At 42.2% G+C, this 13997-nt stretch carries 10 protein-coding genes; 1 reads left to right on the top strand and 9 read right to left on the bottom strand.

From position 1 onward, the window contains the following. Positions 1 to 66: 66 nt before the first annotated feature. Entirely contained in the window at positions 67 to 1188 is a 1122-nt protein-coding gene (locus QM738_RS11170) for a Gfo/Idh/MocA family protein (RefSeq protein WP_462276798.1), read from the top strand. A gap of 99 nt (positions 1189 to 1287) precedes the next feature. Here QM738_RS11170 and QM738_RS11165 read toward each other — a convergent pair whose 3' ends face one another. The 9 genes from QM738_RS11165 to QM738_RS11125 all read right to left on the bottom strand — a co-directional run bounded on the left by QM738_RS11165 (position 1288) and on the right by QM738_RS11125 (position 13993). Beyond that, positions 1288 to 2085, bottom strand: coding sequence for a polysaccharide deacetylase family protein (locus QM738_RS11165; protein WP_462276797.1), 798 nt, complete (start codon positions 2083 to 2085; stop codon positions 1288 to 1290). Between the two features lie 24 nt (positions 2086 to 2109). Then, the gene (locus QM738_RS11160; RefSeq protein ID WP_462276796.1) at positions 2110 to 3654 is read right to left on the bottom strand and encodes an alpha/beta hydrolase family protein; all 1545 of its coding nucleotides are present in this window, start codon (positions 3652 to 3654) and stop codon (positions 2110 to 2112) included. A gap of 39 nt (positions 3655 to 3693) precedes the next feature. Further along, a complete protein-coding gene (locus QM738_RS11155; protein ID WP_462276795.1) occupies positions 3694 to 5616 on the bottom strand; it encodes a sialate O-acetylesterase in 1923 nt (640 codons plus the stop codon). A gap of 4 nt (positions 5617 to 5620) precedes the next feature. Further along, positions 5621 to 6757 carry a glycoside hydrolase family 88/105 protein gene (locus tag QM738_RS11150; protein ID WP_462276794.1) on the bottom strand — a complete coding sequence of 379 codons (1137 nt, stop codon included), beginning with the start codon at positions 6755 to 6757 and terminating at the stop codon, positions 5621 to 5623. Between the two features lie 8 nt (positions 6758 to 6765). After that, positions 6766 to 8268: a TolB family protein gene (locus QM738_RS11145; RefSeq protein ID WP_462276793.1), complete on the bottom strand. Its 1503-nt coding sequence runs from the start codon at positions 8266 to 8268 to the stop codon at positions 6766 to 6768. A gap of 1 nt (position 8269) precedes the next feature. Next, positions 8270 to 9352, bottom strand: coding sequence for an alpha/beta hydrolase (locus tag QM738_RS11140; RefSeq protein WP_462276792.1), 1083 nt, complete (start codon positions 9350 to 9352; stop codon positions 8270 to 8272). 111 nt (positions 9353 to 9463) lie between these two features. Next, a complete protein-coding gene (locus tag QM738_RS11135; RefSeq protein ID WP_462276791.1) occupies positions 9464 to 10225 on the bottom strand; it encodes a cupin domain-containing protein in 762 nt (253 codons plus the stop codon). Positions 10226 to 10263: 38 nt separating this feature from the next. After that, positions 10264 to 12879: a glycoside hydrolase family 3 C-terminal domain-containing protein gene (locus QM738_RS11130; RefSeq protein WP_462276790.1), complete on the bottom strand. Its 2616-nt coding sequence runs from the start codon at positions 12877 to 12879 to the stop codon at positions 10264 to 10266. Between the two features lie 22 nt (positions 12880 to 12901). Continuing rightward, positions 12902 to 13993, bottom strand: coding sequence for a glycoside hydrolase family 43 protein (locus QM738_RS11125; protein WP_462276789.1), 1092 nt, complete (start codon positions 13991 to 13993; stop codon positions 12902 to 12904). Between the last annotated feature and the right edge of the window lie 4 nt (positions 13994 to 13997).

The following is a 13997-nucleotide window of genomic DNA, read 5'->3' as shown; positions in this document are numbered from 1 at the left end:
ACTCCTTCGGAGCGGTAAAATATCGCCGCAAATTTTAAAACTTCTCAACATTAAAAATTGTCAACCATGAACACACGCCGTAATTTTTTACAGAAACTTACCGGTACGCTTATTGCCTTACCGCTCTTATCAAAAGATGGTTTTGCCAATATGGAAAAACACATCCGTGATAGTTTTTATGATGGACCTGTATTGCGTGTGGCCATTATGGGCCTGGGTAGTTACGGCAGCCGTGTGGCAGAAGCAATTCAATCCTGCACTAAAGTAAAACTGGTGGGTGTTATCAGCGGTACGCCTGCTAAAATAACAGCCTGGCAAACTAAATATAATATTCCTGGAAAGAACTGTTATAACTATGAAAACTTTGACGCCATTAAAGACAATCCTGATATTGATGCCGTGTACATCATTACTCCCAATGCACTTCATAAAGACCAGGCTATACGTGTTGCCAAAGCGGGCAAGCATGTTATTTGCGAAAAGCCCATGGCATTGAATGCAAAAGAAGGTAAAGCAATGATCGATACCTGTAAAAAGGCCAACGTAAAATTACTGGTGGGTTATCGCATGCACTTTGAACCAAAAACTTTGGAAGTGATCCGCATGCGGAAAGAAGGTGAAATGGGAAAAGTACTTTTCTTCCAGGGCTTATGTGGTTTCCGCATCGGCGATCCCACGCAGTGGCGGTTGAATAAAGCATTGGCCGGCGGTGGTTCTATGATGGATATTGGAATATATGCGGTTAATGGTTCCCGTTATATGATAGGCGAAGAACCGGTTTGGGTAACAGCGCAGGAAACAAAAACAGATGCTGAAAAATTCAAAGAAGGTGTGGATGAAACGATACAATTTCAACTCGGCTTTCCCAGCGGTGCGGTGGCTTCCTGTTTATCTACTTACATGATGAATGGATTAGATCGTTTTTATTTGAATGCAGAAAAAGGTTTTGCAGAAATGCAGCCTTCTACCGGTTATGGCCCTATTAAAGGCAAAACCAATAAAGGCGAACTGATGCAGGAACATAAGACACACCAAACTGTGCAGATGGATGAAATGGCGGCAATTATTTTAGAAGGAAAGCAACCCGTTGTGCCCATTGATGGTGAAGAAGGCTTGAGAGACCTGAAAATTATTGATGCTATTTATGCTGCTGTTAAATCGGGAAAGAAAATTGATTTATTACACTAATTACGACGAATTACACGAATGAAGTTTGCCACGGATTACACTAATTAACACGGATAAGAGAAATGATCAGTGAAAATCCGTGTAATTCGTGGCCAAAAATTAGTGTTTATTGGCTTGCCAGGTTGTAATGTATTCTGCCATTTCAAGCATAGGTGCTATGTAGATATCTTTTTCGTTTTGCTTGATATAGCTTAATATTTTACGATGATTATCCAGTGTAACATCCAGGCCATTGCCACCACCAACACCATGAAAAAGAATGATGAGTAGCGAATTAGTGGCCATCGCTTTATCCACCCATTGCTTCATATCTGCAAAGCTGTTATTATTTACCACATAGCAATCGGTATTGTACAGGTCTACTTTATCGATCGTATGCATATCGCCTCTTACACCTCTTGCCGCTACAAAATCTTTTTTCATACCATTCATAAATAAGGAATCGCCTATTTTCATATCACCGCAGGTATAAGCAAATGTTCTTTTTGTTTTGCCATCCAGCGAATACAAAAAAAGATTGGTCATGCGCACTTCATTTTCCATTCTCTTTACGGTGTACTTGCTCAGGTCATTTTCAGGTTGCACCCAGGTTCTTCCGGGCATTGATGCATCGCAGGGATGGTATAAGGTATGGTTACCCAGTTCATAACCCTTCGCAGCAAGTGCCTTCCATTCGGGCAAACGCTTTTGCATAGAAGCAGAAAAAGCAGTGAGATAAAATGTTGCTTTCAGTTTCAGCGAATCCAGTACGGGCAGCGCATTATCCAGGTGCTGATCGATCGCATCATCATAGGTCAATACTACGGCGCATTTTTTTCCATTCCATACTTTACCTGTCTGCGCCTGTGCCTGCAGCATAATGCAGGTTGTCATTATCACTAAAAGAAATTTCATCATGATCTGTTATTCGTTTACTGTTGTTTATTGTGTTCTGTTATAGTGCAAAAATTTACTCGCCCATGGAATAAAATATTTAAAGTTGGACGCATCGGTATGTCCGCCATCATGTTGCCGCCAGGCCAGTTCGCCGTCCAGCATATCCGTAAGCATCGGGGGCATTTTCTCTTTCATATAATCATTACTTACGCCAATATCTTTTGCTCCTAATAATTTAAATACCACGCCTGCCGCTACAGTGGCCATATAACTACCCGTTTGATCCAGCCATTTGGCATCACCCTTTTCAGGAATTCCATAACTGATAAAGGTCAATCTTGGTGCACACAATGCAATCAGTTCATGCGAATCTACAGTAAGATCACAACCCGTTTTTCTTCCGAATGAAGATTCTTCCGTTCCGTATTTTAAATAATTGCCAGCCATCCAGTGATATTCGCCGGAACTGGTCAAACTTTCCACGGCTTCGCCAAACACACGACGCTCCAGTGTGGCGCCGCCTTTACCGGATGAGCCGATGAGACCAACCGCAAAACGTGGTTCAAATGCCAGTGTGACCAATGCTGCTTTGCCATAGCGTGATACGCCTTCAATGCCCACTTTTTTGGCATCCACCATTGTATCTGTTTCAAGATAATCCAGGCCACGTGCAGCACCCCAGGCCCATGCACGCAATGATCCCCAATCATCAGGTTTACGCGGTTGCCCTTTATTCACCAATCCAATAATCCCTCTTGTAAGCCCGGCGCCGTTATCGGCCTGTATGCTGTTAGGATCGATCGTGGCATAACCCCAACCCGCAGCAAGTAATTGCTCTGTTGAAGATAAATTTTCTACCGCAGGTAATGCAAAAAAGTTGGGGCCTGGTAATCTTGTTACAGGATTATATGCAGGATATTTATCAAAAATAGCTTTCAGCGAAGGGTCGTATTGCAGCATCATCTGTTTAAACACTGCATTCAGTTTTTCCATTTCGGCAGGCGATGGCTGCGCCGGTGCCGGAAAAGACGGTACCCCAAACATCATCAGTACAGGAACAGGCCCTTTTACATTGGTAGGCAATACCACCATCATATTGATGTCCACATTTATCAGCGGGTATGCATCATTGTTAGCATGACCTACTAACTGTTTTACTATTGCAGGTGTACGGCCAATGAATTCACGATCGGTTATTTTAACAGTCCAGCTAACTGCAGGTACGTTAGCGGGAATACGGCCATACAATTCCTTTTCTACAGCTGCAGCAATTTCGGGGCGGCGTTGCTGCCACCAGGCTTCAGTTGTGGTAACTTTTTTACCGTTATTCAGTGTAAGTATATCCGGCAACTGCGGGCAGGGATTCGCTGCAGCTTCATCATAATTGGCATGATTAGGTGCCGATTCATTACCGCTCGGGCCAGGCCTTAATTTTTTGATACCCAGCTGCTGCATCATATTATCATGATCTTCCTGCGCTGTGAATGTTTGCAGTTTTGGATATTTGCTGCTGTCGATGGTTGTAACCTGCGCTTTGGATGCAGCATTGATACCCAATAGCAGCAATAACAAAAAGCTATATTGTTTCATCCTGTTTGAATATTTAAAGCGATCATATAATTGAACACATCAGTTGTCTGTCCGGAAAGGTGATGCAGGCAAGCCTTCTTTATTATACAAATTTACATCCGGGTTATCTGCCCAGGCATACCGCACATACAGCGGGTTAGTTACCACGTCGCTGGAAACAATGATCTTATCTCCTTCAATGATTGCCTTGGCCCAAACAAATTTTTTATCCGCTCCTGCAATGGCAAATTCTCTCAACGCTTCATTATCGTTGGCAATAAGTCCGCTGCCCGTGTTCGTAAACGAGATAGTTATCTTATTACCTTCAACAGTTGCTGATTGAAAGAGTGGTCCCGAATAAAGAATGTCTTTTCCATAAGCTATCTTATCGGCTATCAATGCCAACCTGTCTCCCACTGCTTTTTTATTATCGGGATGAATATCATTCCATTCACCCAGGTCAATAGCAACAGCCATCCCGGTATTATTGACAGATAATGACTTTAACTGCGCTTCTCTTAACTCAGCCCACTGGCTTTCGGATGGCAGGTAATTGGCATCCATAAAATTGGGCAGCTGCACATATAAAAATGGAATATCACCTTCTCCCCATTTATTGCGCCAGTCTGCGATCTGTGCAGGTTGCAGCTTTGCATACTCTGCACCCCTGCTGCTGTTAGCCTCACCTTGGTACCATACAAATCCTTTGATAGTGTAATTGATGGCCGGTGCCACCATTGCATTGTATAAAGCTGCAGGCTGATTTTGTGCAGCAATGGCCATTGGCGCTGCAGGTGCGGGAGTAAACACTTCTCCTACTTTATATTGCCAGTAACCTTTCAGATCTATGGTATCATTACCTGCAAATAAACAATAAGGCTTATCAGGAACAAATCCACCTTTGCCGGCATTATTGGTAACTTTTACCACGATAATATTTTTCCCCGCCTGTAAAATGCCTGCGGGTATTGCATATCTTCTTTGCGGGTATTGGTAACCGGTAGTACCGATCATTTTTCCATTCATATAAACTGCATCAGCATCAACAATTCTTCCGAGAAAAACTCTTGCAGGTTTGCCCGGCATGCTTGCAGGTACTTCAATTTCTTTCCTGTACCATACTATCCCGTCCAGGTTCTTTATGCCCTGGTCTTCCCAATAGCCCGGCACAGCAATGGTCTTCCATTCCTTTGGTTCATAAGTAATATCATACCAGGGTTTCGGCCCGGTTACGCCTTTATCTTGTACAGGTCTTACCATTTTTGCATTGTAAGCTGCTGCTTTTCTTGCAAGATCATTTATATAAGCCGTGTCTTTATTTTTTTGAAGTGTACTGTTCATTGCTGCAAAATCCTTCAATCCTTCTTCACTTGTCCATGCTTCAATAGGTGTACCTCCCCAGCTTGCATTAATGATGCCGATGGGGATATGGTATGTTTCATATAATTTCCTGGCAAAGAAAAAAGCCACGGCAGAAAACGGTCTTACTTCTTCGCCTATTGCAGCTTTCCACGAACCTCCAGGCAAATTATCCTGTGGCCCGTTCATGTTAGTGATGGTGGGAATTAAAAATTGCCTGATGGCCGGGTAATTGGCGGTAGCGATATCATTAGCATAGGTAACATCATGTATATTCATCTGGTGCACCATATTCGATTGACCAGAGCAAAACCAAACATCACCGATCAGAATTTCTTTCAGTGTTATTTCATTAGTACCTTTTATTTTCATTTGATAAGGGCCGCCTGATTTTTGAGGAGGAAGCGTTAATGCCCATTTGCCTTCGTTACCGGTAACTGTTTTATAAGTTTTGTTATTAAATGTTACTGCAACTTTTTCTTTGGCCGAAGCCCATCCCCATATTTTTAATTTTGCATCCCGCTGCAGTATCATACTGTCCCTGATCAATGCGGGTAATTTTACCTGTGCAAACACATTGCACAGTAACAAAAACATGCCTACTACCAATACAATTTTCTTCATCCTGTTATTTTTTTTCTTTTGTTCTTAACAATGCGCTGGCGCACCAAAGTACCGGTGCCTGTCCATGAAAATCTCCTGTTATTTTTTTTCTGTCAAGATAATATTGCCGGTCGTTCTTTGCACCTGTTCCTTCACAAACATCTGTTATCAGCCCCTCCTCATTAATGTAAGTGGTCAATGCCAGCCATCCTTTTAAAGCAGCATTTCCATAATCCTTTACACTTAGCCAGCCATTCTTTACTCCCGTTATCATTGCAAAACTAAACATTCCGGTGCAGGAAGTTTCTTTCCATGAAGCTGTATCATTCACCAATTGCCGCCACATGCCATCTGCAGCCTGGCATTGCAGTAAAGTTGACATCATTAATTGATACCCACTCAAAATTCTTTTATAATTTATATTTTTTTCCGGCAATACCCGCAGTAGTTCCGTCATACCTGCAGCCATCCAGCCATTGCCACGGCCCCAGTAAAACGGTACGTCTGCAGCATGATAGAAAAGCCCGTTGGGTTGCTGCAGTTTATCTAAATACAATACCATTTCCTTAGCTGCTCTTTCAATATACTTGATATCGCCGGTGGCCCGGTAAGCCTGCGCCTGCAGTAAAGTGATCATATACATATCATCTATCCACAGCCTCGTTTGCCACGTAAAACCATCCTTGTAATAATCGAAAGAAGCAGGAATTACCCGTGGCCCTTCAGGCGCCTGCCACTGCTTATCTGCGTAATATCTTCCTGTTACAAAATAAGTGCTATCCTTCGTTTGTAAAAAAAGCTCCAACGGCAAAGCGCCAAATACAGTATAGTCCACATGATCCGGCACCGGTAACAAAGCAGAGTCTTTATCCATTAAAGGAAGATATCTTTCCACTAATTTTTTTCTTAGCGCTTTATTATTAGTAAGCGCAGCGAAAGTTAGCGCACCATACCAGTTACATACTTCAAAATAAGGAATATGCGGCTTAGTGCCCGGCGCATTGTACACGCCATGCGGGGCGTTGATGAATGTTTGTGCTAATTTCATCCCAATCTCCTGCGGTGATCTTCCTTGTGGAAATTTTTTAAAGAGCCCTTGTGCAAACGGGCTGTTGTGCAACTGCAAATAAAACAACCATAATATCAGCAACCGTTTATTCATTTACTCTTTTATTTTATTTGCGAATTGCTGATGAATGCGATCTGTTTACTATCCGGCGACCAGGATGGCACATTGATCGTTCCCTGTCCGCCATATACATAAGCAATATTCTTCGGAACACCTCCGCTTAATGGCATTAAACGGATATAAGTCTTCTGGTAAAAAGGATGTGTAGTGGGATCGATCTCTTTGGAGAAAGAAATATAAACGATCCATTTACCATCGGGAGAAATATGCGGGAACCAATCATTGTACTCATCAAAGGTTACCTGCTCGGGATTACTGCCATCGGGCCGCATGCGCCATATCTTCATAGCGCCCGTTCTTACAGAATTAAAATAGATCCACTTACCATCCGGTGTATATTCCGAACCATCATCCAGCGTGATATCATTGGTCAATACGGTTTCTTTTTTGGTAGCGATATCAATGGCCCAGATATCCCATTGCTTATTGCGAAGGCCGGTAAAGATCAATCTTTTTTTATCTGGGCTCCAGCCATGCAGGTAAGAAGGGATGAGCGTATCGGATGTGATCTGCTCCGGCTTATCCGAGCCTGTTGTTGGTAAAATAAATATGGTGGACTTACCGCCCAAATGATTACTGATACCCAGCATTTTCCCATCCATGGATAATACATGATCGTTGTTAAGATCATCGGCTGTACCGGTATTTATTTTGCTCACTGCGCCCGTTTTCAGATCATATTTATACAGCAATCCTTCTGAACTATACAACAGGCTTTTGTTATCGGGTGTCCAGTTAGGCGCCTGCAACGAATTGGGTGCACTGTATAAAATTTTTCTAAGCCCCGTACTCACATCCATTACTTCCAAGTGGCTGCCGATATAATCCTTATAAGGTTTGTAATTCTTAAAAGGCGGGATGATGATCCTTACATTGCTGAAGACCGCTTTTTCCATTACAGTATCTGCATGTGAGCATAAAAAAATGCCAACATACAGCTCTTCATTCATGTTCATTTCTTTACTCACTACCCTGTAATTTTCACCAAAAGTAGCAGCAGAAAAAGTGAAGGTATTGCCATCACGTTCAAATTCAATTTCTGTAGGGTGAACGGGCGAGATGATCAGTTGCCCAGTAGTGTCGCCATCTATCTGCCGGTATTGCATTGAAGTGTTCAATGGCTGCCCGCCATGAAAAACACCATCAATATATTTTGAATCAGTGGTCAATTTATCCCTGGCCATTACTCCCAGTTTACGGTGCCCGTCTACACCCTTGCCAATAAACTGTACCGTGGCTTTAATAATAAAATCGCCTTTTATTTTTTGCCAGGCAAATTGAAACTGGTCCTGCTTGGCCCAGATATTTTTACCTCCTGCTGATAGCAGATAAGTTTGATCAGCAGCATTATAAACCGTATTGCCCTTTAAAATGGGGTTGCCCACATCCTGGTGTTCTTCAAAAACGCCGACAGCATTTTTTTGTGTCATTACAACATTCATAAAAAAAAGTGAGTAGCATATCAATGTGATGATCTTTTTCATACTACTTTGTTTTAGTGAATGATTGTGTTGATCCGTACTTTGCCAGGTCGAAGCCGGTTATTTTTCCATCGGTCTCTTTAAAATATACATTAAAGAATTCGTGCGTGGCATAGAAATGCTGACTGGTATTGGCAAACAGCGCAAACTTATTATCAGCAGCATTGTACCATACCAGTTGATCATTCTCATTCCTGATCTCAATTGTGTTATCACCCGCCTGGTAGGTACCCGTGTATTTTTTCAATTCTTCATTGCTGAATTTTAACCGGTTCTTTTCAAACACGTATTGCAATCCCCTGGAGTAAGTTTCACTTTTGGTACCCGAATGCCCGGTGTTCTCCAATACTTTTGAACGAAGGCTTACATTGCTATAATGCTGTGCCTGCATTGCAGCAGCAAATTTTTCGAATACCGGCCGGCTGCGCTCTACATCTCCAACTGTCATGTATACACGCAATTGTTTTTCCTGTTTTTTTGCTGTAAATATCTTTTCATATTTATACAACACTTCATTATCCCAACCTACTGCAGGGCTTGCTGCTGCATAACCGGTAAACATATCGGTATGTGTGAATAAGGTGTACAGCGTAAATAATCCGCCCAGCGAGCAACCCATCAGTGTCCGGTTACTTTCATCCACTTTATAATTGGTATTCATGAAGGGGAACAATTCCTTTTTCATAAAATCAAGGAACTTATCCGCTGCGCCGCTTTGGGGTAATCTTGCTTCATTAGTAGGTGTATAATCTCTTGCACGCAGGCTGTCAGGGTTGGGTTTTACACCACCCCATGTTACACCTACCACGATCAGTTCCGGGATAAAGCCATCAAAATATTGTTGCCCGTAGATCGATTTCACAACCGGGAAATCCCACTGCGAGTCCATTAAATAAACAACGGGATATTTTTTGGTGCTGTTGGCATAACCGCCCGGCAATAAAATGTGTAGTTCATATTGTTGCCCTGCAACAATATTCGATGTAATGGTTCTTACTTCAGAACCGGGAATATCTACACGGGGATATTGCTGTGCGTTTACTGCAAAACAGTGTAATACAAACAGCGTTACAATCATTTTTTTCATTAGCAAATTTTTATTGGTGGAGTATTGATGTTGCGTTGCGATCGTACAGGCAATTTAACATCTCATCCCTGAAAAAATTTACATAATTCCGCACCGTAGAATTTTGAACCCCTATTCAAACTGGATTGCGAAATAAGTGGCTAGTGTTGTTCCGGTATTCTTAATGGCATGCAATACATTACTCCCCAAATAATAAAACCCACCCGGGTTCACTTTTTTAAACTGATCGCCTACCTGCATTTCCGTGTCCCCGCTGATCATCAGCACGATCTCTTCTGCCTTGTGCGTATGAGGATCGTGACTGCGGATGCCTTCTTTTAAAGTACTCAGGTGTATCTCAAAACGTTTTTGCATTACTGTAGCGCATTCAAAAAAATCTCTTCTGCCGCCGCCAATTGTATTGGGTTTAAAAGGTATGTCTTTATCCATCTTTACAAACGACCTGGTCACCGGCGTCTTCCTTTCTTCACTGTAATTCTTTTTACGGTACTGCATGGTATAAAATTGAGTAGGCTCATTTATTGCATTTTGCAGTACATATTTTTGTCCCGGCATCAACACTGCTACACTATTGGGCGTTAATACAAAAACAGAATCACCTAAGTGAATACGTATAGCTCCCAATCTTACGATGATCACTTCCTCCAAGTCCACAGGCACTTTCAGCTTTACCGGCTTTGTTCCATAAATAGCATTGGAATTTAATTGCATCCATTCAAAATCGTGCGCTTTGCCCTGCACCAGGATAGTTGACGCGATCTTATTTTTCTGCATCACCGGCTGCTGCCATTCATACGCCCCGGAAACAATGGAATCCTGTTGTGCAAAAACCGCAAGCGGAAACAGGAATAGCAGGATAAGTATTTTTTTCATTTTCGATCCATTTAATATTGCATCAGTAGGCTTTATGCTTATAACACTTTTATCATTTTGGACAGTACATTGCTGGTTGTTTTATTTTTTACAGCTGGTTGTCCTCCTCCCACACTTACTTCCATCTGTCCTGTCGGCTGGTACAATTTTCCTTCTTCACTCACCAGCGAAATATCTGCAGGCTTCAAAGTGAATGTTATTGTTTTGCTCTCCCCCGCTTTTAAAGCAATGCGTTGAAAGCCTTTTAATGCTCTTACAGGCGCATGCAGCGCTTTATTTTGATTGGCAACATATAACTGCACTACTTCCTCTCCGTCTATTTTGCCTGTATTGGTAACCTGTACGCTCACCGTTGTATTTTTTCCTTTTGCAACAGTTGCGGGCAATTTTAAATTGCTGTATTTAAAAGTTGTATAACTCAACCCATAACCAAAGGGATACAATGCTTCACCCGTAAAATAGCGATAGGTTCTTCCTTTCATAGAATAATCGCTGAAGCCGGGCAGGTCTTTTTCTGTTTTATAAAATGTAACCGGCAATCTTCCTGCAGGATTATAATCGCCAAACAATACATCGGCTACTGCTGTACCTGCACTTTGCCCGCCATACCATGCATTTACAATGGCCGGAATATTCTCCTCTTCCCAGGTGGCTGCAATAGCGCTGCCGGTCATCATTACAAACACAACCGGTTTGCCCGTTGCATGCAATGCCTGCATCATTTTTGTCTGCACAGCGGGTAATGCAATAGTTGTTCGGTCGCCGCCATTAAAGCCCGGTGCATTCACCTGCATTTCTTCACCTTCCAGTTGTGGTGAAATGCCACCCACATACACAATTGCATCCGCATCTTTAACAGCATTTGCAACTGTTGTAAAATCAGAGCGCTCAAAATTGCCTGCCCTTAATTTTATATTTGCTTTGCCTGAACCCTGCCAGTACTCGAGCACCATTTTGTATACCGTATCTTTTTGTGTTTTTAACAAATAGGTTCTTGCACCATTACGGTTGCGTGTCCAGGTATTGATCACATCTTTTCCATTGATCATTAATTTATACCCATCATCTCCATCCACTTCAAATGTTATACTGCCATCGGTTGCAGCAGTATAGTTACTGGTATATCGTGCAGAAAAATTTGTTGCCATAATATTTCCTGTAACCGTTTCTCCTTCCTGCCAAAAATGATCGACATTGCTTTCTGTTGTTACGGCAACTGCAGCTCCATTCAGTTCTTTATTATTGAAATACTCCGCCTTAAAACCCTGTTTCCCTTCCCACGAAAATTGTTTGCTTACATCTGCATATACCAGTAATGTATCATTTACAAATGTTGTTCCTCTTTCATACACCACTTCTGCATTGTTGCCCAGCTTTGCTTTTATACCATCCAGCACGGTAACAATTTCCGATGGAATACCATTGTAATTTCCCAATACGGCCACACGGTTATCGGCATCAGGACCGATCACTGCAATTTTTTTGATCGTTTTTTTCAATGGTAAAGTATTGTTCGCATTCTTTAGCAGTACAATACTTTGCTGTGCCATTTTTAATGCCAGCGCTTTATGTTCCGGCGCTTCCAGTGTTGATGGCGGCGCATTGGTATATTTCACCATCGATGGCGGATCGAACATACCGAGGCGATAACGGATAGTAAATAAACGGCGCAGCGAAACATCTATCTGCGCTTCAGTGATCAGGCCCTGCTTTACTGCATTCACCAAAGTATAATATACTGAAGTACCGCACTCAATATCTGTTCCGTGCATTACACCATCCACTGCAGAAGTAATGGAATCCTTATGCGTTTTATGGTACTTGAAAAAATCATCAATGGCCCAGCAATCACTTGTAACATACCCGTTAAATTTCCATTGATTGCGTAAAATATCATTCATTAAAAGATCATTGGCGCAACAGGGTTGTGTATTCACTGCATTGTATGCACACATCACTCCGGCTACATTTGCCTTGGTGATCAGTTCCCTGAAGGCAGGTAAATACGTATCCCACAGATCGTAAGTGGAAGGATTAAAATTATCAACATGCCTGCTGGGTTCAGGTCCGCTGTGCACTGCAAAATGTTTGGCGCAGGCCGCAGCCTTTAAATATTTTAGATCCTCGCCTTGTAAGCCTCTTACAAAAGCCCTTGCCATCATCGCAGTTAAAAAAGGATCTTCACCGTAGGTTTCCTGTCCGCGGCCCCAGCGTGGGTCACGGAATATATTGATATTGGGTGTCCAATAGGTCAAACCTAAATAACGGTCCTTTGTTCTGCCCTGTTCGATCGCAATATTGTAGATCGCCCTTCCTTCCATTGCAGAATAATCGGCCATGCGGTACAGTGAGTTACTGTCCCAGGTTGCCGCCATTGCAATGGCTTGCGGATAGGAAGTTACACGGAAAGGTGTTCTTGCAACGCCATGCAATGTTTCGTTCCACCATTCGTAGGCCAAAATACCCAGCCTGGGTATGGCCGGTGTGGCATTCAGCATCTGGTGCACTTTTTCTTCCAGTGTTAAACGGCTTACCACATCATTTACCCGCTGCTCAATGGGCAGGTTATAATTCCACATAGGAAATGATTTATAATCCTGTGCGTTGCCTTTAACTGCAAAAAATAATAGTGCGATCGAAAATATCTTTTTCATCCGGCTTATTTTATATCCGTGATCATTTAAATGAATTCAGCGTTTGAATACTGCCATCGCTGTTGAATTTCATCTCTGTAACTTTTACATTACGCAAATGCGTTTTACCACTTAACTGTACATCGTGATAAAACAAATACCATTTACCACCAATTTCAACTATAGACTGGTGATTGGTCCAGCCATCAACAGGGTTTAAGATCACACCCTGGTAAGTAAATGGACCATAAGGACTGCTGCCTGTTGCATAGCAAATAAAATGTGTATCTCCCGTTGAATAGGTAAAATAATACTTACTGTCTTTTTTAAACATCCACGATGCTTCAAAAAAGCGTTTGTCATTATCTTTTTCCATAAATGGTTTTCCGTTTTTATCCAATAGCTGTATTTCTTTTACAGGCTCGGCAAATTCTTTCATATCCGCAGTAAGCTTTGCCATTCTTGGTTGAATAGCCGGTTCTTCCGGCTTACGGTTCTTCGCTGTGCTGTCGTATTTATTGTTATTCCATCTTTGTAATTGCCCGCCCCGGATGCCGCCGAAGTACATATAAAATTTACCGTCATCATCTTTAAATACGCATGGATCGATGCTGTAACTTCCTTTGATGGGTTCTTTTTCTGCAACGAATGGCCCTTCAGGTTTGTCACTGGTAGCAACGCCCACCTGGAAAAAGCCTTGTTTATTCTTTGCAGGAAAATACAAATAGTATTTATTATTGGCAAAAGCTGCATCGGGCGCCCACAGCTGCTTTGCAGCCCAGGGAATATCTTTTATGTGCAATGCAATACCATTATCGGTTACTTTATCTCCAACAGCATCCATAGAGAGAATATGATAATCCATCATATCAAAATGACTACCCTGTTCATCCTGCGGCACACCGGTAGCAGTATCGTGGGAAGGATAGATATAGATCTTTCCATTAAAAACATGTGCAGAGGGATCGGCAGTATAAATATCTGATACGAGTGGTTGTGAAAAATATTCCTTTGCCTGCGTTGCTTTTACAGTGGTGTCGTTCCTGCTTTCTTTAGCGTCGCTGTTGTTATTGCAACTGATAATTGTTACACAATTCAACGTTAATAAAGTCAATCGAAATTTTATGGTATACATTATC

Source organism: Ferruginibacter sp., assembly GCF_049840995.1.
Classification (GTDB): domain Bacteria; phylum Bacteroidota; class Bacteroidia; order Chitinophagales; family Chitinophagaceae; genus Ferruginibacter.
The sequence above is the reverse complement of the archived record's forward strand: the minus strand, read 5'-3'. Positions and strand labels throughout refer to the sequence as shown.

What these genes read in the sequence shown, in the direction of transcription:
- QM738_RS11170 (WP_462276798.1), top strand. Translation starts at nt 67, where the DNA reads ATGAACACACGCCGTAATTTTTTACAGAAACTTACCGGTACGCTTATT.
- QM738_RS11165 (WP_462276797.1), bottom strand. Translation starts at nt 2,085, where the DNA reads ATGATGAAATTTCTTTTAGTGATAATGACAACCTGCATTATGCTGCAG.
- QM738_RS11160 (WP_462276796.1), bottom strand. Translation starts at nt 3,654, where the DNA reads ATGAAACAATATAGCTTTTTGTTATTGCTGCTATTGGGTATCAATGCT.
- QM738_RS11155 (WP_462276795.1), bottom strand. Translation starts at nt 5,616, where the DNA reads ATGAAGAAAATTGTATTGGTAGTAGGCATGTTTTTGTTACTGTGCAAT.
- QM738_RS11150 (WP_462276794.1), bottom strand. Translation starts at nt 6,757, where the DNA reads ATGAATAAACGGTTGCTGATATTATGGTTGTTTTATTTGCAGTTGCAC.
- QM738_RS11145 (WP_462276793.1), bottom strand. Translation starts at nt 8,268, where the DNA reads ATGAAAAAGATCATCACATTGATATGCTACTCACTTTTTTTTATGAAT.
- QM738_RS11140 (WP_462276792.1), bottom strand. Translation starts at nt 9,352, where the DNA reads ATGAAAAAAATGATTGTAACGCTGTTTGTATTACACTGTTTTGCAGTA.
- QM738_RS11135 (WP_462276791.1), bottom strand. Translation starts at nt 10,225, where the DNA reads ATGAAAAAAATACTTATCCTGCTATTCCTGTTTCCGCTTGCGGTTTTT.
- QM738_RS11130 (WP_462276790.1), bottom strand. Translation starts at nt 12,879, where the DNA reads ATGAAAAAGATATTTTCGATCGCACTATTATTTTTTGCAGTTAAAGGC.
- QM738_RS11125 (WP_462276789.1), bottom strand. Translation starts at nt 13,993, where the DNA reads ATGTATACCATAAAATTTCGATTGACTTTATTAACGTTGAATTGTGTA.